The 19,764-nt window shown below is 61.1% G+C and carries 20 protein-coding genes; 19 read left to right on the top strand and 1 reads right to left on the bottom strand.

Features of this window, described 5'->3' with window-relative positions; translation table 11 throughout:
- Positions 1-78: 78 nt before the first annotated feature.
- From CO671_RS08900 to folD, 16 genes are all read left to right on the top strand, one after another.
- Positions 79-1,380 (top strand): flagellar hook protein FlgE, encoded by a 1,302-nt coding sequence (locus CO671_RS08900; RefSeq protein ID WP_010032828.1) that lies wholly within the window; start codon positions 79-81, stop codon positions 1,378-1,380.
- Between the two features lie 19 nt (positions 1,381-1,399).
- Positions 1,400-2,887: a flagellar hook-associated protein FlgK gene (gene flgK, locus CO671_RS08895; protein WP_097605628.1), complete on the top strand. Its 1,488-nt coding sequence runs from the start codon at positions 1,400-1,402 to the stop codon at positions 2,885-2,887.
- Positions 2,888-2,890: 3 nt separating this feature from the next.
- Positions 2,891-3,937, top strand: coding sequence for a flagellar hook-associated family protein (locus tag CO671_RS08890; protein WP_097605627.1), 1,047 nt, complete (start codon positions 2,891-2,893; stop codon positions 3,935-3,937).
- Between the two features lie 36 nt (positions 3,938-3,973).
- Entirely contained in the window at positions 3,974-4,321 is a 348-nt protein-coding gene (gene flaF / locus CO671_RS08885; protein ID WP_010028573.1) for a flagellar biosynthesis regulator FlaF, read from the top strand.
- Complete coding sequence (gene flbT / locus CO671_RS08880) at positions 4,318-4,767, top strand: flagellar biosynthesis repressor FlbT (protein ID WP_012482697.1); 450 nt, start codon at positions 4,318-4,320, stop codon at positions 4,765-4,767. The genes flaF and flbT overlap by 4 nt, the downstream gene beginning before the upstream one ends.
- Entirely contained in the window at positions 4,758-5,192 is a 435-nt protein-coding gene (gene flgD / locus CO671_RS08875) for a flagellar hook assembly protein FlgD (protein WP_097605626.1), read from the top strand. The genes flbT and flgD overlap by 10 nt, the downstream gene beginning before the upstream one ends.
- Before the next feature lie 89 nt (positions 5,193-5,281).
- On the top strand, positions 5,282-5,548 hold the full coding sequence (gene fliQ, locus CO671_RS08870) for a flagellar biosynthesis protein FliQ (protein ID WP_009992823.1): 267 nt from the start codon (positions 5,282-5,284) through the stop codon (positions 5,546-5,548).
- 191 nt (positions 5,549-5,739) lie between these two features.
- The gene (flhA, locus tag CO671_RS08865) at positions 5,740-7,827 is read left to right on the top strand and encodes a flagellar biosynthesis protein FlhA (RefSeq protein WP_038686924.1); all 2,088 of its coding nucleotides are present in this window, start codon (positions 5,740-5,742) and stop codon (positions 7,825-7,827) included.
- On the top strand, positions 7,824-8,576 hold the full coding sequence (fliR, locus tag CO671_RS08860) for a flagellar biosynthetic protein FliR (protein WP_097605625.1): 753 nt from the start codon (positions 7,824-7,826) through the stop codon (positions 8,574-8,576). The genes flhA and fliR overlap by 4 nt, the downstream gene beginning before the upstream one ends.
- Positions 8,577-8,583: 7 nt before the next feature.
- On the top strand, positions 8,584-8,997 hold the full coding sequence (locus CO671_RS08855) for a hypothetical protein (RefSeq protein WP_037114486.1): 414 nt from the start codon (positions 8,584-8,586) through the stop codon (positions 8,995-8,997).
- A gap of 31 nt (positions 8,998-9,028) precedes the next feature.
- Positions 9,029-9,592: a rod-binding protein gene (locus tag CO671_RS08850; protein WP_097582579.1), complete on the top strand. Its 564-nt coding sequence runs from the start codon at positions 9,029-9,031 to the stop codon at positions 9,590-9,592.
- 124 nt (positions 9,593-9,716) lie between these two features.
- Entirely contained in the window at positions 9,717-10,082 is a 366-nt protein-coding gene (locus CO671_RS08845; RefSeq protein ID WP_003545575.1) for a hypothetical protein, read from the top strand.
- Positions 10,082-10,621, top strand: coding sequence for a hypothetical protein (locus CO671_RS08840; RefSeq protein ID WP_097605624.1), 540 nt, complete (start codon positions 10,082-10,084; stop codon positions 10,619-10,621). Before CO671_RS08845 ends, CO671_RS08840 begins: the two co-directional genes overlap by 1 nt.
- A 294-nt stretch (positions 10,622-10,915) precedes the next feature.
- On the top strand, positions 10,916-11,755 hold the full coding sequence (locus CO671_RS08835; RefSeq protein WP_097605623.1) for a WecB/TagA/CpsF family glycosyltransferase: 840 nt from the start codon (positions 10,916-10,918) through the stop codon (positions 11,753-11,755).
- A 157-nt stretch (positions 11,756-11,912) separates the two neighbouring features.
- The gene (locus CO671_RS08830; protein WP_097605622.1) at positions 11,913-13,673 is read left to right on the top strand and encodes a succinoglycan biosynthesis protein exop; all 1,761 of its coding nucleotides are present in this window, start codon (positions 11,913-11,915) and stop codon (positions 13,671-13,673) included.
- Positions 13,674-13,794: 121 nt separating this feature from the next.
- Positions 13,795-14,694: a bifunctional methylenetetrahydrofolate dehydrogenase/methenyltetrahydrofolate cyclohydrolase FolD gene (folD, locus tag CO671_RS08825; protein WP_097605621.1), complete on the top strand. Its 900-nt coding sequence runs from the start codon at positions 13,795-13,797 to the stop codon at positions 14,692-14,694.
- Between the two features lie 8 nt (positions 14,695-14,702).
- On the opposite strand, the gene CO671_RS08820 is transcribed toward folD, so the two are convergent.
- Positions 14,703-15,737, bottom strand: coding sequence for a substrate-binding domain-containing protein (locus CO671_RS08820; RefSeq protein ID WP_097605620.1), 1,035 nt, complete (start codon positions 15,735-15,737; stop codon positions 14,703-14,705).
- Positions 15,738-16,035: 298 nt separating this feature from the next.
- On the opposite strand from CO671_RS08820, the gene CO671_RS08815 reads away from it, so the two are divergent.
- The 3 genes from CO671_RS08815 (at position 16,036) to CO671_RS08805 (ending at position 19,762) form a co-directional block, all read left to right on the top strand.
- Complete coding sequence (locus CO671_RS08815) at positions 16,036-17,397, top strand: ABC transporter substrate-binding protein (protein WP_097605619.1); 1,362 nt, start codon at positions 16,036-16,038, stop codon at positions 17,395-17,397.
- Positions 17,398-17,583: 186 nt separating this feature from the next.
- The gene (locus CO671_RS08810; RefSeq protein ID WP_064681102.1) at positions 17,584-18,597 is read left to right on the top strand and encodes a sugar ABC transporter permease; all 1,014 of its coding nucleotides are present in this window, start codon (positions 17,584-17,586) and stop codon (positions 18,595-18,597) included.
- A gap of 1 nt (position 18,598) precedes the next feature.
- Complete coding sequence (locus tag CO671_RS08805; protein WP_097605618.1) at positions 18,599-19,762, top strand: carbohydrate ABC transporter permease; 1,164 nt, start codon at positions 18,599-18,601, stop codon at positions 19,760-19,762.
- Positions 19,763-19,764 lie beyond the last annotated feature (2 nt).

Below are 19,764 nucleotides of genomic sequence, written 5' to 3'. Positions count from 1 at the left end.
TCGCCTCGCCACGACAGACAGCTTCACGCAAGGCCCGACAAATACTCTCGAGTTTAACAGGTAAAACGAGGTTTTCAGATGAGCATTTTCGGCAGCATGAAGACGGCAGTATCGGGGATGAACGCGCAGGCGAACCGCCTCAGCACCGTCGCCGACAACATCGCCAATGTTAACACGTCCGGCTACAAGGCCGTGTCGACGAGCTTCTCGTCGCTGGTTCTGCCTTCCTCGGGCGGCAACTACAATTCCGGCGGCGTTCAGACCTCGGTCCGCCAGGCCGTCTCAGACCAGGGCGATATTTCCTACACCACATCCACCACCGATCTTGCGATCTCGGGCGACGGCTTCTTCATCGTTCAGGGCGCCGACGGCACGCCGGTCCTGACCCGCGCCGGCGACTTCCAGAAGGACGACGAGGGCAACCTCGTCAATTCCGCCGGTTTCCAACTGATGGGTTATTCCTACGACTCCGGTTCTCCCGCCGTTGTTGTCAACGGTTTCGACGGCCTCGTTCCGGTCAACGTCAACCAGGACGGCCTGACTGCCATTGCCTCGACATCGGGTGTATTCAAAGGGAATCTCGATTCGAACGCAAAGATTCCAGTCGCTCCCGCGACGCTACCGAGTGCTAACGCCGCCACAACGACGACCGACACGAAGAAGGTCTCGATGGTCGCCTATGATCGGCTTGGCAACAAGGTTATGTACGACTTTTATTTCACCAAGCAATCGGTCGCGGCAGCGCCGCCGCCGGCACCTCCCGCTACCGCAGCCACTTGGGAAGTGGCAATGTTCCGCAACGCCAACGCGGCGGTTGGCGGCACGACGTCCTTCCCCTACAGCGTCGGTGGCGCGGTTGGCACCGGAACGCTCACTTTCGACTCGAACGGCAAGATGACCTCGAGCGGCGCCGTCAACATCACCGATGGCGTAACGGGCCAAACGATCGCGATGAATTTCTCCGGTTTGACGCAGCTCGGGGCCGACTTCTCCGGTACCGGCACGCCGAACGGCCAGGCGGCAACCCCGGTCAAGGACGTCACCATCGACGGCGACGGCATCGTCTACGCCAAATATGAAGACGGCAGCACCAAGCCGCTGTACCGTATTCCGCTGGCCAATGTCGCAAGCCCGGACAAGCTGACGCTGATGAGTGGCAACGTCTACAGCGCCAACGGCCAGTCGGGCGTCACCGTCACCGGCTTCCCGCAGACCAACGGCCTCGGCACGATCAAGTCAGGCGCTCTCGAAGGTTCGAACGTCGACCTCGCCGGCGAACTGACAGAGATGATCGAATCGCAGCGCAGCTACACCGCTAATTCGAAAGTATTCCAGACGGGTTCCGACATCATGGACGTACTCGTCAATCTCAAGAGATAAGTAAGGTAACGGATAAGCCATGTCGCTCACGTCCGCACTTAATACCGCGCAGAGCATATTCAACAATACCGGCACGCAGAGCAGTGTCGTATCGAATAATATCTCCAATGCCGGCAACAAAGATTACGTGCGCCGGCAGGCAATGCTTACCACGTCCCTGAACGGCGCCCAGGTTGTGCAGATCAACCGGGCACAGGAAGATGCCCTGCTGCGCCAGTACCTCAAGACGTCCTCTCAGGACAGCGCCCAGCAGGCCTTGCTGGGCGGTCTCGAGGACCTCAAATCGATCATGGGTGGCAACGACTACGAAACGTCGCCATCCACCTATCTCGGTGTTTTCCAGCAGAAGCTTCAGGCGTTTCGGACCACGCCTGGCAGCACGGTGGCCGCCCAAGGCGCCATCACCGCCGCCCAGGATGTCGCCAACTCGCTGAACAATGCCTCGCGATCCGTTCAGGATGTTCGCGCCAACGCCGATAAGGAAATCGCCACCGCCGTCGATACGCTGAACACGCTGCTCAGCCAGTTCGAAAAGGCCAACAATGCGGTCAAGACTGCCACGGCCTCCGGCACGGACGCATCCGGCGCGCTCGACGAGCGCGAGAAAGTCCTGAAGCAGATTTCGCAGATCGTCGGCGTCAGCGCGACGACGCGCGACAACAACGACATGGTGCTGAGCACGCCCGATGGGACGATCCTCTTCGAGACGATCCCGCGCAAGGTGACGTTCAAGTCCCAGGATGTCTATACCGCCTCCACCGTCGGCAATTCGGTCTATATCGACGGCGTTGCGCTGCCGCTCGGCAAGGGCTCGACCACGACGGGGCAGGGGAGCCTCCAGTCGCTTCTCCAGATCCGCGACGAGATCGCTCCCAACTTCCAGAAGCAGCTCGACGAAATCGCCCGCGGCCTTGTCTCGCTCTTCAAGGAGCAGAATACCGCTGCGCCCCCGGCCTATGTGCCCGGCCTCTTCACGTGGAGCGGCGGCACGGTCAATACCGGTGCCACCGCGGTTGCCGGCATGGCTTCGACCATCAGCGTTAGCACCCGCGTGATCACCTCGCAGGGCGGCGACCCGATGCGCCTGCGCGATGGCGGCGTCAACGCCACCGGCGTCGTCCTGAACACGTCAGGCGTCAGCGGTTACACGGCTGAACTCGACCGACTCTATACCGCGATGAGCGCCGACATCGATTTCGATCCGGCAGCCGGAGCGCCGGTCGGTTTCGACGCGACGACGGGCATCGATTCGAATGTCAGCATCATGGAATACGCCACGAATTCCCTCGGCTGGCTCGAGCAGTATCGCAGCAACGCCACGACGGCGGCGGAAAATACCGCGGCGGCGCTGTCGCGCTCCGACGAAGCCTATTCCAATGAGACGGGCGTCAACCTCGACGAGGAGCTGACGCTGCTCCTCGATATCGAGCAGTCCTACAAGGCGGCGACCAAGATTTTGAACGCCGTCGATGAAATGTTGAAGTCATTGCTGGATATCGCGAGTTAAGCCATGAAGAGCTCATTTATTTCAAGTTCGGCCATTCAGAATGCGATGCGGTTGACGATCCGTCAGGCGCAGAACCAGATGACCAAGGCGACGATGGAAGCAACGACGGGAGTCTATGCGGATATCGGTGTCTCGCTCGGCGGCAATGCTGCCAGAAGCGTCGACTTCACCCGCGAGACCGACAGAATAGAGTCGATCAAATCAAGCAATTCGCTCGTCACTGCTCGGATGGAATCCTCGCAGCTCGGTCTGTCCAAGATGAAGGACGTCGGCGATGGCCTCGTTTCGAAGCTGACGGCACTCCAGGGCAGCAAGGACCCCGGCAGCATCACCGTCGCCATTCAGTCGGCGACCAGCGCGTTATCCACCATGATGGATACGGCCAATACCATGGTGAACGGCGAATATCTGTTCTCCGGCATCAATACCGACGTGCAGCCGCTGACCGACAAGACGACCGCCACGAGTGCGGCCATCGTTACGGCGCTGAACAGCTACGCCGCTGGTCTCCCGAAGGCCGTCAGCGATCTCACCGGCGCCGAAATGCAAACCTTCATCACGACGACGGTCGAGCCGATGTTCAGCCAGGCCAATTGGACCAACGCAGCGACCGGATGGTCGCAGGCATCGAGCCAGAACATGACGAGCCGCATCAGCAACTCGGAAGTGATCGAATCCTCGACCAACGCCAATTCCGAAGGCATGCGTTATTTTGCGCTCGCCTCGGTCATGACCTCCGCGTTGCTCGGCCAGAACCTCAGCACGGATGCAATGACGACTGTCTCCAAGCAGGCAATCAGCTACACGGCCAAGGCGACCAGCGGCCTGGTGACACAGGCAAGCCAGCTTGGCCTCTCCCAGGAGCGTGTCAAGAAGTCGAACGACGCACTCGACGCCCAGTCGAACATCATCAAGAACAAGCTGGTCGATCTCCAGGGCGTCGACCCGTACGAGGCCTCGACACTCGTCAAGACTTTGGAAACGCAGCTTGAAACCGCTTACACGATCGTTTCGAAGATCCAGCAGTTGAGTCTCGTAAACTACCTTTGATGAGCAAAGGCGCGCATTATAAAGAAGGATGCATGAATGTATCAGTTCTCATATGCCGAAGTCATGCAGGACTCGGTGGCTGACGCGAAAGAGCGGGAATGGCAGGTTCTTGACCGGTCCATAGAACTGCTGTCGTTGGCGCGCGACAAGGAAAAATACGGTCGGGAAGCCATTGAAGCCCTGTTTTATACGCGTCGGGTGTGGATCAGCTTCATCGAGGATCTGAAACATCCTGATAATCAGCTGGATGTTCAGCTCAGGGCCAATCTCATCTCGATCGCAATCTGGATTTTGAAGGAATGCGACAGGATCAGAAAACGTCTGTCGAATAACTACCAGGGCATCATCGACGTTACCACCATCATCAGGGATGGACTTAAATGAAAAGTACACTTCGCATTTCTCTGAAAGCCGGGGAAAGAATCTTCATCAACGGCGCCGTCCTGCGTGTCGACCGCAAGGTCGCGCTGGAATTCCTGAATGATGTGACGTTCCTTCTCGAAAATCACGTCCTCCAGCCGGAAGGCGCGACGACGCCTCTGCGCCAGCTCTATTTCATCGCGCAGATGATCCTCATCAACCCAGAGGGCAAGGACCACTCGACGGCGATGTTCCGCAAGTCGATCACCATGCTGCTCACCTGCTTCAAGAACGAGGAAATCCTCGCCGAACTGAAGCGTATCGATGCGCTCGTCTCGACCGGCCGCGCTTTCGACGCGTTGAAAGCGATCCGCGGTCTCTACGCGATCGAAGACAATATCCTCAACAACCACGAGCTGCCGCCGACGATGGTCGAGCAGATTCGCAGGGAAATCGCACCATGGCGGTAGACGCAACATCGAGCGTGAGCACGTCGACGACGAGTTCAACGAGTTCGGCCCAGAAAAAAGCGACGTTGAATTACGACAATTTCCTTCAGCTGCTCATCGCGCAGATGAAGAACCAGGATCCGACCGATCCGATGGATGCCAGCGAGCAGATGTCGCAGCTGGCAAGCTTCTCGCAGGTTGAGCAGACGATCCAGACGAACACCAAGCTCGATACGCTTCTGTCAAGCTCGAGCCTCACCCAGGCGAGCAGCTACGTCGGCAAATATATGGAAAGCGCCGACGGCACCGTCAAAGGCACCGTCGAATCCGTCAAGGTTTATTCCGACGGCATCATTGCGACGACCACGGATGGCGGTAAGATACTCGTGCAGGCGGGAATCACCGTTGCTGACAAGGCGCCGACCAGCGACAGCAGCGATACCTGATACCGCGGCGCCGACGCGTCGGGTGATACAAATCAACAGCGGCCCGGCCATGGCGGGGCTGCTTCGAGGCGATATGAGGTTGCCTTCAGATGAATGAAGCTGATGCATTGGATCTGTTCCAGGCCGCGATCTGGACCGTCCTGATTGCCGCCGGTCCCGCCGTCATCGCCGCGATGGTGGTGGGTCTCGTCATCGCCCTGATCCAGGCATTGACCCAGGTGCAGGAGGCGACGCTGACCTTCGTGCCGAAGATCGTCGCAGTGCTCATCACGGTCGGCGTCACCGCGCCCTTTGTCGGCTCGCAGATCTCGATTTTCACCAATCTGGTCTTCTCCCGCATTCAATCCGGCTTTTGAGCAATTCCAGCAAAAGTGCGCAGCGGTTTTGCGTCCGGGATTGCGTAGAAACAAAAGGGTAGAGCGGTTCGACGCTTCCATGAAAAGCTGAACCGCTCTCAGCCACCTTCGCGCAAGCTTCGCCATTTAACTGTCGGTCCGAATTGGGCGGACTTCAGGTCCGCCTCCTCTCATGAAGAGACGGAACTGTCATGGCGCAACCACCTGCACTCCCCCTTCCGAAAGTCGCCCCGAGCCTGCGGGATGTCGGTTTTGCCCTCGGCATTATCGGCATCATCTGCATTCTTTTCCTGCCGATCCCGCCATTCCTGATCGACATGGGACTGGCCTTCTCGATCGCCTTCTCGGTGCTGATCCTGATGGTCGCGCTGTGGATCCAGAAGCCGCTCGATTTCTCGTCCTTCCCGACCATTCTGCTGATCGCGACGATGACGCGGTTGGCGCTGAACATCGCGACGACGCGCGTCATCCTGTCCCACGGCAATGAAGGCCACGACGCGGCCGGCGGCGTCATTGCCGGTTTCGCCAGTCTTGTCATGTCGGGCGACTTCGTCATCGGTCTGATCGTCTTCCTGATCCTCATCACCATCAACTTCATCGTCATCACCAAGGGCGCGACGCGTATCGCCGAAGTCGGCGCGCGTTTCACGCTCGACGCCATCCCGGGCAAGCAGATGTCGATCGACGCCGATCTTTCGGCCGGCATCATCGATGAAAGGGAAGCCCAGCGCCGGCGCAGAGAGCTCGAAGAGGAAAGCTCGTTCTTCGGTGCGATGGACGGTGCCTCGAAGTTCGTGCGCGGCGATGCCGTCGCCGGCCTCATCATCACCGCCATCAACGTCTTCGGCGGCATCATCATCGGTTATTTCCGCCATGGCATGCCGATCGGCGAAGCGGCCGACGTCTTCGTCAAGCTCTCCGTCGGCGACGGCCTCGTCTCGCAGATGCCGGCCCTCATCGTCTCGCTCGCCGCTGGCCTGCTCGTCTCCCGCGGCGGCACCACCGGCTCCACCGACCAGGCGGTCGTCAACCAGCTGAGCGGCTATCCCCGCGCGCTCTCCGTCTCGGCGGTGCTGATGTTCGTCCTGGCGCTGATGCCGGGCCTGCCGTTTGTCCCTTTCGTGATCCTCGGCAGTCTTCTCGCCTTCGGCGCCTGGTTCATCCCGCGTCAGGTCGAGGTTGAAAACAAGCTGCGCCGCGAGCAGGAGGAAAAGAAGGTCGTCCAGAACAAGGAACTGGAGAAGGATTCGGTCAAGTCGGTGCTGCGCACCTCCGAGATCGAGCTCGCACTCGGCAAGATGGTCTCGACGCGCCTGCTCGGCGCCCATCAGGAGCTGGCTTTCCGCGTCGGCAAGATGCGCAAGAAGTTCGCCACGCAATACGGTTTCGTCGTGCCCGAGATCAAGGTCACCGACGATATCGCCATCGCCGAGAAATCCTACCAGATCCGCATCCACGGCACGACGGTCGCCTCCAACCTCTTGCGCGTCGGCGAAGTTCTGGTCGTCACCGGCGCCGGCCGGCGCCCGAGCATTCCCGGCGACGAAATCCGCGAACCGGCTTTCGGCATGCCGGCTGTCTCGATCCTCGAAAATTTCGCCGACGATCTGAAGCGCGAGGGCTTCCAGCCGATCGACAACGTCTCCGTCGTGCTCACCCATATGAGCGAGGTCATCCGCAACAACCTGCCGCAGCTTCTGTCCTATAAGGACGTCAAGGTGCTGATCGACCGCCTCGATCCGGAATATAAGAAGCTCGCCGACGAGATCTGCTCGTCGCACATGTCCTATTCGGGCCTGCAGGCGGTGCTCAAGCTCCTGCTTGCCGAGCGCGTTTCGATCCGCAACCTGCATCTCATTCTCGAGGCGGTGGCCGAGCTCGCCCCGCATGTCAGGAAGACCGAGCAGATCGTCGAGCATGTCCGCATCCGCATGGCCCAGCAGCTGTGCGGCGATCTTGCCGACAACGGCGTGCTGCGTGTGCTGAGATTGGGCAGCAAGTGGGATCTCGCCTTCCACCAGGCGCTGAAGCGCGACGCCAAGGGCGAGGTGATCGAGTTCGACATCGATCCCAGAAGCCTGGAGGAGTTCAGCGAGCAGGCCAGCAAAGTTATCCGTGAGTTCATGGATCGCGGCCTGCCATTCGCCCTTGTCACGTCGCCGGAAACACGCTCCTATGTGCGCATGATCATCGAACGGTTGTTCGCCACGCTGCCGGTCCTGTCGCATGTCGAACTGGCCAAGGGCATCGAGATAAAGATTTTGGGCTCGATTTCATGATAACAGACCCGCAAGGGACCGTTCTCGCGCTGTTTCTGGTTTTCTGCCGGATCGGCGGCTGTGTGCTGGCTCTTCCGGGTTTTTCCTCGGCGCGCGTGCCCGAGCAGCTGCGCGTCTTCATTGCCGGCGCGCTGTCGATCGCCGTCTTGCCGCTGCTCTGGGACACGGTCTATCCGGCTGTCCACACGGGATCTGCAACCTATATCGGCCTGATTTTCAGCGAATCACTGGTCGGCGTGATGTACGGAATGCTGGCGAGAATCTATACGCTCGGCATACAGTTCGCCGCGACGATCATCGCCATGATGGTCGGTTATACTCAGCCGGGCTCCGCCGACGTCATCGAAGACGCGCCGGAGACCAGCCTTTCCGGCTTCATCACCTTTGCCGGCATCATGATTCTCTTCATCATGGATTTCCATCACATCGTCTTCCGCGCGCTGGTCGATTCCTACACGACCATGCCCTTCGGCGGATTGACGCAGATGCGCGCGACGCTGATCTCTTTTACCGACACGCTGGAGCAGACCACCTACATCATGCTGCGGCTGTCGAGCCCCTTTCTGATCTACGGCATGATCTTCAACGTCTCGATCGGCTTCATCAACAAGCTGGCGCCGCAGATCCCGGTCTATTTCATTTCCACGCCCTATCTGCTGATGGGTGGGCTCTTCCTGTTCTATGTCTCGGTCGCGGCGCTGGTCAGCCAGCTCGGCCAGGCCTTCAGTTCGATCTATATCGGGCGATGAGGCTGATATGATCGAGAAGAGCCGCTCCCAAAAACTCAAGCGTCTGCTGTCGGTGCAGCGGCATATCGAAAGGATGGCGGAGAACGACCTGGCCGAAACCAGCCGTCAGCGCATCGAGGTCAATGCGGCGATGGACGATGTCATCGTCGCTCTCGGTTCGATGGACCCGGTCCACCACGCCTTCTCGCAGAATTATGCCGACCGATTCGGCAGGCTGACGATCAAGGATCAGCAGCTGACCGGCATGCAGCAGATCCACGAGATGCGGCTGACGCGCGAACGCGCCAAGGCCGATCGCCTGGAAGAGGGCATGAAGGAGGCCTTGGACGCCGAGCGTCGCGAGGCCGACGACAATGCCGTCTACGATGTGATCGATCAGCAATTCGCAACGCCAGCCTCCAGCAAGCTTCAAAAACCATAATCGTTACGATCTTAATTTAGAGGATTGTAACGTGGCTATTTCGCCCCCCAGTGATCTGGTCCTGGACGTTGTCAAAGCTGCCGACCCCATGGAGGTTCAGGTAGCCCAGGAAAAGTTGAAGGCAAATCGTGCGGCCTTTGCCGCAACGAGCCTCGCCGAGAACGGCAAGGGCTTCTCCAATACGGTCGACGTTCTCGATCATGTCGGCCAGAAGAGCGGCCTCTCCAACATCCAGAACCGCACCAAGACCGAAGAGGTTCCGGAAAGCTACCGGAAGTTCGAGGCCATGGTGCTGCAGAACTTCGTCAAGTCGATGCTGCCGAGCGAAAGTGAAGACGTTTACGGCAAGGGCGCGACCGGCGATATCTGGAAAGGCATGATGGCCGAGCAGCTCGGCAACACCATGGCCAAGGGCGACGGCATCGGCATTGCCAAGCAGATGTACAGCGAGCAGCTGCGCCGGCAGGAAGGCAAGATCGTCAATGCCTCGACCGATGATCGTGACCGCAACACCGCGCTCAGCATGATCGACGACTTCCAGCGCAAGACCTTTGGCACGCCGACGGCGGACGCCAAGGCCGATAGAACAGGATGATTTTAGGCCCGTTGGCCTGAAATCTGAATCCAGTTCTAAATTTAATAGTTAGAGCATGATGTCGTCCGAAAACCGCGCACACTTTTCGGCATCATGCTCTAAGCGACGCATAATCGAGGGTACAATGGAAATAATTTCGAACGAATACAGGATCAAATCCGTTCTCGGACGCCTCGAAATGATCATCGACAATGAGAATACCCGGATCGGCAACGATCCGCAGTTCGATCTCAAGGTCTCCAACGCGCATAAGAGCCGCTGCCTCTACGAGCTGTCGATGCTCTTCCGCGATACCGATCCGGCCGAGCTTGCCGCTGCCCATCTCGATCAGCTGCACGGCCTGAAGAAGAAGCTGGTTCTCAACGCCCGGCGCGTCGAGGCGCATCTCGAAGCGGTTCGCGCCGTCGCCGACCTCCTGAAGAATGCCGTCCAGGACGCCGACGCCGACGGCACCTATTCCCAGGAACAATTCGCCGCGCGTGGAAACTGATGATCAAGCTCGTCCTCACCGGCATCTGGGTTTGCGCCATCACCTTGGCCTCGGTCTATTTTTCGGTGTATCTGGCGACGGCGCCGGCGCCCGCGATATCCGATTCCAAGCAGAACGCGCTCGAACTGGTGAAGGGTGAAACGATCACGGTGCCGGTCATCGGCAACGGCGCGATCACCGGTTATTTCCTCGGCCGCATTTCCTTCATGATGAACAAGGACATGCTGAAGGGCGTGACCTTGCCGCTGACCGAGATGACGACCGACGAACTTTTCAGCCTGCTCGTCGGCAACAAGATGGTCGATCTCGCGCACATCAAATCCTTCGACCCGAAAGCCTTCCGCGAGGAGATCAAGAAGGGCATGAACGAGCGCCTCGGCGGCGAATATGTCGCCGAAGTGATGCTGGAGCAGCTCGACTATCTCTCGAAGGAAGAGGTCAAGCAAAACGCATCGGGTGAGCCGAAGAAGCTCGGCGCTCCGGTCAAGATCATCGAAGGCGCCTCGGCCGGGGACACGCCGGCAGCCGCCGCCCATTGAAACAACGGATCATCGATGCACGAGCGGCGCCTTCGGGCGCCGTTTGTCGTTGCGGCTGATGTGGTTAATAAACCACTTATACGAGCATCAAAATCCAAGGAATTTTCCTAAGGGTTGTTTGAAAGCCTCCTGTTATATCGGGTGTCACAGCTTGGCATGCGCCGTTTTCCGCGATCGGGACGACGCCGTCCATGCCTGACGCGACCGGTTCTTTCGAGACCTCCGGGTGCGGAAAAATGTGGGCTTGTTTTCCGGGATGTCGGGCGCATGACGCACCCTCGGCAGGAGGTAGGAATGAATTTGATTGCAAACTTCGCGGTGCTTGCGTCGCGGCGGACGATCTTCGATCTGCCGGTCTGCGATCTCGGCTGGGACGATGCCCTCGTTTTTATCAACGAGCTGGCCTCCATTCCCGTCGGTCAGACCGTGGTTTGCTTCGTCAACGCCCACAATATGCTGACGGCTTTGCGCGACGACGAGTATTACCGGATCATGTCGCACAATCTGGTGCTGCCTGATGGCATCGGCCTCAACATTGCATCGCAGATCGCCCATGGCTCGCCGTTTCCCGCCAATCTGAACGGCACCGATTTCGTGCCGGCCTTTCTTACCTTCATGGAGGCTCCGCGCCGCATCGGCCTGATCGGCGGCACGCGCCCGGTCGTCGAGGCGGCGGCGGAAAATTTCCGCAGGCACACGCCCTGGCATGAATTTGTCGTCATTTCCGACGGCTTTTTCGACAAGGTCGATTCCACTGATGTCACCGAAGAGATCGAGCGCCAGAAGCTCGACATTCTGATCGTCGGCATGGGGACGCCGCTGCAGGAGAAATGGGTCCACGACAACATCCGCGCCGACCATGCGCGGCTGGTGCTGACGGTGGGCGCACTCTTCGACTTCGTCTCCGGCGCCGTTCCGCGGGCGCCGAAGACGGTGCGGATGATGCGTCTCGAATGGGCCTATCGGCTGATACAGGAGCCCGCGCGCCTCTGGCGGCGCTACGTCATCGGCATTCCGGTCTTCCTCTTCCACGTCCTGCGCTACCGCTTCCGCCGCCGCGAAAGAATTCTCAACCAGCCGGAAGAGCCTCGCAGCGTCTCGCAGCCGGCTGCCGAGCGCAGGAAGGCGAGCTGAACGGGCAGCGCCCGGTTCAAATTTTGAGACGTCGGACCGCAATTCTTGCCAGTCGCGGTTAACCATTTCTTTGCCATGAATATTTAGGGTGGCTTAATCATCTGCTTCGCGTGCGGATGATTGAACTCGGCCATCATGTGCATGAGATGTGGCGCAAATGTACGATATCAGGGCGAGAAACAGCTTCCAGGATCGCGCAGCCGCGGGGCCGCGCACCTCCGACGTCGCCTATCGCCGGCGGTCGAAGGGGGCCGATATCGCCCTGCCCGAGGCCGAATTGCTGCGCGCGATCGGCCGCGCGCTCGAAGAGCAGCGCGCAATGGCGGCGCGTCCGGCGCCGCTGGTCGACCGCATCGAAACCATCCTCGGCAACCGCCTTTGGGCTGCCAACGATGCCGGCGGCGCTCTTCTGCCGGCGCCGGCCGGTCATGAGGAGCCGAACGCTGCGGTCGAACGGCCTGCGCTCCCGCCCGAACCGCTGGCCGTCATCCGTGAGGAACCCGCCAGATCCCGGCCGGCAACGCCCAGCCACCGCGCCGGCCGCTTCGGCCTTGCCATGACGGTCGCCGCCGCCACGATCCTCGGCGCAGGCCTGCCGGCCCTGATGCCGGTCTCGCCCGCCCTCTACCGTGCCGAGACGACGCTTTCGGTAAGAACGGATGCGGCAAGCCGCGCCGCCTTCACCCAGGCTGCGGCGAAAGGCCTGTTGTCGGCGCGCGTGATGGCATCGACGGTCGCTGCGCTGAAACTCGATCACGATCCGGAATTTGCCGGCTCCAGTGCCAATGCGCTCGGCGTTGCGCTCGATCTCCTCTCGGCCACCGGTGCTGCCGCCGATCCGGCCTCGCGCGCCGAGGCGGCGCTGAAACATGCGGTCGAGATCATGCCCGATGTCGCCGCCGGTACGATCCTTGTCAGGGTGACGACCGGCGACAGCGGCAAATCCATGCGCATCGCCGCACGGCTTGGCGAAGCGGTGTCCGCCGGCAGCGGTCCCGGCCGGAGCGCCGAAACCGACACCGCGCTACGCAAGGCCTATGACGAGGCAAAGGCGGAGCTTGCCGCCTTCACGGCCAAAAGCGGCGAGGGCAACGTCAAGGTGGCGATCGATCTTCGCCGTCAGATCGACGGGCTCGATGCCGATCTGAAACAGGCCGACCAAAATATCCTCGCCACCAAGGCGCGCGCCGACGGGCTGAAGGCGGCAAATCTTGCGGGCGTGCTGGATGGATCGCTCCCCTCCGATATGCTCTCGCCGGCGCTGCAGGATTGGCGCGACAAATATGCTGTCGCCAGGACGACGCTGGCGCAGCTTTCGGCCGAGCTTGGCCCGCGCCATCCGCGCCTGCTGCAGCAGCAGGCCGAAACCGATGGACTGAAGGACAACATGGGCAAGGAGCTTGCCCGTCAGTCCCAGCTCGCCAATGCCGCCGCCAAGGCTGCGGTCGATGCGCGCAAGGGCCTGAACGATCGCCGCAACACGCTGATCGCCCAGAGCCGGGATACCGGCGTCGATCTGTCCCGGCTGATCGAGCTGCGTGAAAAGGCGAATGCCGCGCGTTCGCGCCTGGAGGAGACGGCGCCGACATCGGGAGGCGATGACGGCCATTTGACCGTCCTGAAACCGCCGCTTGCGGCGGCGGTGCCGGGAACGAATGGTCTGATCGGCCGCGTGCTGGCCGGGGCCGCGACAGGCCTTGCGCTCGGTCTTGGCCTCGCCCTTCTGCTGTTCTGGCGCAGATCCGCCGCGGCTTCCGCAAGCGTGGAAATGCCGGCGCCGCCTTCGCTCGCCTCTCCGCCGGCGCCCGCGCCGGCCCCGGCTGCGGCCGACGAGATGGAGGTTCTGCGCTCCGAGATCTCCGGCCTGCGCGACCGGCTTCGACGTCACGTGATGGAAGCACGGCAGCCGCTACGCTGAACCCGACATTTCCTTGCAAGTTTGATATTGCCTTGCCGCTTTCCGACAGGATAGGGCGTTAGCGGGCATTTGACGCTCGCCAACTATCAATAGATTGGCGCGAAACAGGGCGGAGAGACGCGTGGCGACAGTAATCGACGGCAAGAACGTAGCTGCATCAGTCATTCAGACGGTCAAGAGTGCGACGGCGGCGCTGGAAAAGAGCAGCGGCGTCACCACCGGCCTGGCCGTCATCATCGTCGGCGACGATCCGGCAAGCCACGCCTATGTCGGCTCCAAGGGCCGCATGGCCAAGGAGTGCGGCTTCAAGTCCGTCCAGCACACATTGCCGGCCGAGACCAGGCAGGAGGAGCTGGCAGCGCTCGTTGCCACCCTCAACGCCGATCCGTCGATCCACGGCATCCTGGTGCAGCTGCCCCTGCCGAAGCCGCTCGCCAGCGAGCCGATCATCCAGTCGATCCTGCCGGAAAAGGATGTCGATGGCCTGAGCGTCGTCAATGCCGGCAAGCTCGCCACCGGCGACCTGAAGACCGGACTGGTCTCCTGCACGCCGGCCGGCGCCATGGTCTTCGTCCGCCGCACCCATGGCGAGGATCTCTCGGGCCTCAATGCCGTCGTCATCGGCCGCTCCAACCTGTTCGGCAAGCCGATGGCGCAATTGCTGCTCAACGCCAATGCGACGGTGACGATGGCCCATTCGAGAACGAAGAACCTCGCCGAGGTCTGCCGCAACGCCGATATTTTGGTGGCCGCCGTCGGCCGTCCGGAGATGGTCAAGGCCGATTGGGTCAAGCCGGGTGCGACGGTGATCGACGTCGGCATCAATCGTGTGCCGGCTCCCGACAGGGGCGAGGGCAAGACCCGGCTCGTCGGCGACGTCGCCTTCGCCGAGGTCTCTGCTGTCGCCAGCACCATCACCCCGGTTCCCGGCGGGGTCGGGCCGATGACCATCGCCATGCTGATGGCCAATACGGTCATCGCCGCCCACCGCGCCGCAGGGCAGACGCCGCCGCAGTTTTGAGGCTGGGCTTAAGCTTCGTGGGACTGCGGGGCCGGGCCGGTCGAGGCCCTGACGATCAGTTCGGTCTTCCAGAGTTCCTGCTCGGGGAAGGGGCCGGTCTGTTTCACGGTGCCGATCAGCCGCTGGGCGATGCGGGCGCCGGCGGCCCTGAGCGAGGAGCGTGTGGTCGTCAGCGGCACGGAGAAGCTTTCCGGCTTCAAGAGCGGCAGCACGTCGTCGTGGGCGATCAGCGAAATGTCCTCGCCGAGCCGCAATCCCGCCTGGTTGACCGCACGGATCGCCCCCAGCGCCATGACCGTGCTGGAGCATAGGATCGCCGTCGGCCGCTGCGGCAGTTGCAGGAAGCGTTCCATCGCCAGAAGGCCCTGTTCGTCGGTCATCAGCGCGTGGCTCATGCAATCCTCCTCGAGCGTCAGACCGCGTTCGCCAAGGGCCGAGATGACGCCGTTCCTTCTGCGGATGGCGAAATCGAGATGCGTCGGCCCGTTCATCAGTGCAAAGCGCGTATGGCCGAGCTGCAGCAGCAGCCGGGTCGCGTCGTAGAAGGCGCCTTCATTGTCGATGTCGAGATAGGGATAATCCGGCTCCGCGCCGAAGGAGCGGCCATGCACGACATAGGGCATGGAGAGCGATTTCAGCATGGGAAGCCGCGGATCGTGGCCGCGCATATAGGCGACGAACAGTGCGTCGACATTGCCGCTGATCGCAAGCCGCCGGAGTGCTGCCACCTCGTCGTCAGGATCGGCCGGCATGATGACGAAATGGAAATCGTGACGCACGGCTTCCTCGCCGAGCCCGGCCAGGAATTCGCCGAAATGCACGTCGGACTGGTGGCCGGGCGCCGTCGGCATGACCAGGCCGATCGAGCCTGCCTTGCCGGTCGCAAGCCGCTGGGCAGCCTTGTTCGGCCGGTATCCGGTTTCCTTGACGGCCTGGAGCACGCGCTCCCGGGTCGCTTCATTGACCTCGGGATAGCCGTTGAGCGCCCGGCTCACCGTCGTCTGCGACAGCCCGAGCAATTCCGATAGCTGTTTGAGATTCACCTGTTATGCTTCCTCCCGGCCCGCCCGTTGGCCGCTCTAAAAGGCCTGCCGCCTCCCAATGGCATCCAAAGCGCTTTCAATTATGTAGCATCTCGCGCGCTTGACTCAAGAAAAATCGCTCCATATTCCCGGATAGGCGCCGTTGCGCTGCGATATCCCGCGTGTTTATGGCGAGTTTTCGCGAATTGACTTGACTCCATTCCACTGGAAGTGAAATGAGTTGGGTGTCAAAGCGCTTTGAAATTTCTTTTTGCGGGGAATTCGGCGCGGGTTGGGATTGTGATGGGAGGTTGATCACATGAAAAAGTCATTTTTGGTGGGCGTTGCCGTTGCGGCGCTTTTTGCCGGTGCTGCGTCAGCGGCCGATCTGAAATTTGCCCCGGGACAGGATTCCAAGTTCAACTGGAAAAGCTATGACGAATTCAAGGCCGCGCATGCCGATCTGAAGGGTCAGCCGCTGACGATCTTCGGGCCGTGGCGCGGCGAAGACGAGGCGTTCTTCATGAGCGTTCTTGCCTATTTCACCGAAGCGACCGGCATCGAGGCGAAATATTCCTCTTCCGAAAACTACGAGCAGCAGATCGTCATCGACACGCAGGCGGGCTCGCCGCCGAACATCGCCATTCTGCCGCAGCCGGGCCTCCTCGCCGACCTCGCCGGCAAGGGATTCCTGACGCCGCTCGGCGATGACAACTCCAAGTGGCTCAAGGACAATTACGGTGCCGGCGACAGCTGGGTCGGTTACGGCACCTACAAGGGCAAGGACGGCAAGGAAGCCTTCTACGCCTTTCCTTACAAGGCCGACGTGAAATCGCTGGTCTGGTACGTTCCGGAGAATTTCGAGGAAGCCGGCTACAAGATCCCGACGACCATGGAAGAACTGCATGCCCTGACCGACCAGATCGTCAAGGATGGCGGCGTTCCCTGGTGCATCGGTCTCGGTTCCGGCGGCGCCACCGGCTGGCCGGCGACCGACTGGGTCGAGGACATCATGCTGCGCATGCAGCCGCCGGAAGCCTATGACAAGTGGACGACCAACGAGCTGAAATTCACCGATCCGGCCGTCGTTGCCGCGATCGACGAATTCGGCAAGTTCGCCAAGAATGCGAAATACGTCGATGGCGGCGTCGCGGCCGTGGCTTCGACCGATTTCCGCGACAGCCCGAAGGGCCTCTTCGCCGTTCCGCCGAAGTGCTACATGCACCACCAGGCCTCGTTCATTCCGTCCTTCTTCCCCGAGGGCACGAAGCTCGGCCAGGATGCCGACTTCTTCTACATGCCGACCTATGCGTCGCATCCCGAACTCGGCAAGCCGGTGCTCGGCGCCGGCACGCTGGTTTCCATCGCCAAGGACTCGAAGACGGCCCGCGCCTTCATCGACTTCCTGAGGACCCCGATCGCGCATGAGGTCTGGATGGCGCAGTCGAGCTTCCTGACGCCGTATAAGGGCGTCAGCGTCGACGCCTACGCCAATCCGCAGATGAAGAAGGAAGGCGAGATCCTGACCTCCGCCACCACCTTCCGCTTCGACGGTTCCGACCTGATGCCGGGCAAGATCGGTGCCGGCGCCTTCTGGACCGGCATGGTCGATTTCGTCGGCGGCAAGTCCGCCGAGGAAGCTGCCGGCGAAATCCAGAGCGCCTGGGACGGCATCAAGTAATCTTCCAAAATTATGCCGCCGGCTTGCCGGCGGCATGACCTGCCTGAGTGGCCGGGCTCATGCACGCCCGGCCATCGCAGGATATATTGTGATTGAACGATACAAGTGGATTGACGGTGACCGGCGTTGCCCCGTCAGAATGAAAGCCGGTCGGAATAAGATCAGGGGAAGCAGGGGAGGGACGAAATGCTGTCGCAGATAGTGTCCGCTTTGGGCGTCGTGGTCGTCGCCGTTTTTGCGTGCTCGGCCTATTTCTATTTTTCCAACAAGCTTCTGGATCTGGCCCTGCCGGTGAAGGATGGCGACATTCGCGCCGCATCGCGCAATCTCAATCGCCGCGCGGTCATCAGGCCCTGGCTGTTCCTCGGGCCGGCGCTCTTCCTGCTCTTCGTCTACCTCGTCTATCCGGTCGTTGCGACCTTCATCCTTTCCTTCTACGACCGCGCCGGTCTGCAGTTCGTCGGCCTCGCCAACTATAAATGGGCGATCGGCGACCGCGAATTCCGCCAGTCGATCTTCAACAACATCCTCTGGCTCGCCGTCGTGCCGGCCGCCTGCACCTTCTTCGGCCTGGTCATCGCTGTCATGACCGATCGCATCTGGTGGGGCAATATCGCCAAGAGCATCGTCTTCATGCCGATGGCGATCTCCTTCGTCGGCGCCTCGGTTATCTGGAAATTCATCTATGAATATCGCGGCGGCAACGATGTCCAGATCGGCCTCCTGAACGCCATCGTCCAGCTCTTCGGCGGCACGCCGGAGGTGTGGATCTCGGTTCCCTTCTGGAACAATTTCTTCCTGATGGTCATCCTGATCTGGATCCAGACCGGTTTTGCCATGGTCATCCTGTCGGCGGCCCTGCGCGGTATCCCCGAGGAGACGATCGAGGCCGCCGTCATCGATGGCGCCAACGGCTGGCAGATCTTCTGGCGCATCATGGTGCCGCAGGTCTGGGGCACCATCGCCGTCGTCTGGACGACGATCACCATCCTCGTCCTCAAGGTCTTCGATATCGTCCTGACCATGACCAACGGCCAGTGGCAGACGATGGTCCTGGCGAATCTGATGTTCGACTGGATGTTCCGCGGCGGCGGCGATTCCGGCCGAAGTGCCGTCATCGCCATCATCATCATGCTCGCCGTCACGCCGATCATGGTTTGGAACGTGCGCCGCGCCAACCGCGAACTGAAAGGCCACTGAGATGACCGCTGTCGGAAGCTACTTCAAGATCGGCCCCGCCCGCCTCTTCGTTCACCTTGCGGTTCTCCTGATCGTCATCATCTGGCTCATCCCGACGCTCGGTATCTTCGTCAGCGCCCTGCGCGACAAGGACCAGATCGTCGTGTCCGGCTGGTGGACGTCCTTCGTCGGCTCGACGCAGACGGTCGCCGTGCGCCTGGGCACGCCGGACCAGCAAACGCAGGAAGGCGCTACCTACGTCATTTCGGGCAATGTGCTGGAAGGACAGGCCGGCCGCTCGGTAAAGGCTTTCGGCAACCGCGTGCAGCAGCCGGCGGCCTTCGAGGCCGGCCAGACGGCCGATCTCGGCGACGGCGAAAGCCTGCAGATCAACAGCGACGGCAGCTATCGCTATATGAAGAACGCTGCCTTCTCGCCGGACGAACGGCCGCGGCGTATCTATGTCTCCGTCTCGGCGCCGCCGGAATTCACGACGCAGAACTATAATACGGTTCTGACCGGCGAGGGCATCGGCCAGTCCTTCATCAATTCGCTGACGGTGACGATCCCGGCGACGATCATCCCGATCCTGATTGCCGCTTTCGCCGCCTATGCCCTGAGCTGGATGGACTTTCCCGGCCGCGCGCTGCTGATCGCGCTCGTCGTCGGTCTCATCGTCGTGCCGCTGCAGATGTCGCTGATCCCGCTGCTGCGCCTCTATAACGAGATCGGCACCATGCTCGGCCAGCCGTCGAAGACCTATCCCGGCATCTGGCTTGCCCATACCGCCTTCGGCATGCCGCTCGCCATCTTTCTGCTGCGGGCCTATATCGCCGGCCTGCCGAAGGAGATCATCGAATCCGCCCGCGTCGACGGTGCGAGCGACTTCGAGATCTTTACCCGCATCGTTTTGCCTCTGTCCTTCCCGGCACTCGCCTCTTTCGCCATCTTCCAGTTCCTGTGGGTGTGGAACGACCTGCTCGTCGCCATGGTCTTCCTCGGCACCGACAAGGATCACATCGTGCTGACCGGCAGTCTCAACGCGCTGCTCGGCTCGCGCGGCGGCAATTGGGAGATTTTGACGGCGTCGGCCTTCGTCACCATCGTCGTGCCGCTGCTCGTCTTCTTCGGGCTGCAGCGCTACCTGGTGCGCGGTCTGCTGGCGGGTTCGGTCAAGGGAGGCTGACC

Origin of the sequence: Rhizobium sp. M10, assembly GCF_002531955.1 — a bacterium.
In the GTDB taxonomy this organism is placed as follows: domain Bacteria; phylum Pseudomonadota; class Alphaproteobacteria; order Rhizobiales; family Rhizobiaceae; genus Rhizobium; species Rhizobium etli_C.
This window is presented reverse-complemented; position numbering and strand designations above follow the sequence as displayed.

Coding starts and splice junctions, on each gene's coding strand:
- CO671_RS08900 (WP_010032828.1), top strand. CDS start 79: ATGAGCATTTTCGGCAGCATGAAGACGGCAGTATCGGGGATGAACGCG.
- flgK (WP_097605628.1), top strand. CDS start 1,400: ATGTCGCTCACGTCCGCACTTAATACCGCGCAGAGCATATTCAACAAT.
- CO671_RS08890 (WP_097605627.1), top strand. CDS start 2,891: ATGAAGAGCTCATTTATTTCAAGTTCGGCCATTCAGAATGCGATGCGG.
- flaF (WP_010028573.1), top strand. CDS start 3,974: ATGTATCAGTTCTCATATGCCGAAGTCATGCAGGACTCGGTGGCTGAC.
- flbT (WP_012482697.1), top strand. CDS start 4,318: ATGAAAAGTACACTTCGCATTTCTCTGAAAGCCGGGGAAAGAATCTTC.
- flgD (WP_097605626.1), top strand. CDS start 4,758: ATGGCGGTAGACGCAACATCGAGCGTGAGCACGTCGACGACGAGTTCA.
- fliQ (WP_009992823.1), top strand. CDS start 5,282: ATGAATGAAGCTGATGCATTGGATCTGTTCCAGGCCGCGATCTGGACC.
- flhA (WP_038686924.1), top strand. CDS start 5,740: ATGGCGCAACCACCTGCACTCCCCCTTCCGAAAGTCGCCCCGAGCCTG.
- fliR (WP_097605625.1), top strand. CDS start 7,824: ATGATAACAGACCCGCAAGGGACCGTTCTCGCGCTGTTTCTGGTTTTC.
- CO671_RS08855 (WP_037114486.1), top strand. CDS start 8,584: ATGATCGAGAAGAGCCGCTCCCAAAAACTCAAGCGTCTGCTGTCGGTG.
- CO671_RS08845 (WP_003545575.1), top strand. CDS start 9,717: ATGGAAATAATTTCGAACGAATACAGGATCAAATCCGTTCTCGGACGC.
- CO671_RS08840 (WP_097605624.1), top strand. CDS start 10,082: ATGATCAAGCTCGTCCTCACCGGCATCTGGGTTTGCGCCATCACCTTG.
- CO671_RS08835 (WP_097605623.1), top strand. CDS start 10,916: ATGAATTTGATTGCAAACTTCGCGGTGCTTGCGTCGCGGCGGACGATC.
- CO671_RS08830 (WP_097605622.1), top strand. CDS start 11,913: ATGTACGATATCAGGGCGAGAAACAGCTTCCAGGATCGCGCAGCCGCG.
- CO671_RS08815 (WP_097605619.1), top strand. CDS start 16,036: ATGAAAAAGTCATTTTTGGTGGGCGTTGCCGTTGCGGCGCTTTTTGCC.
- CO671_RS08810 (WP_064681102.1), top strand. CDS start 17,584: ATGCTGTCGCAGATAGTGTCCGCTTTGGGCGTCGTGGTCGTCGCCGTT.
- CO671_RS08805 (WP_097605618.1), top strand. CDS start 18,599: ATGACCGCTGTCGGAAGCTACTTCAAGATCGGCCCCGCCCGCCTCTTC.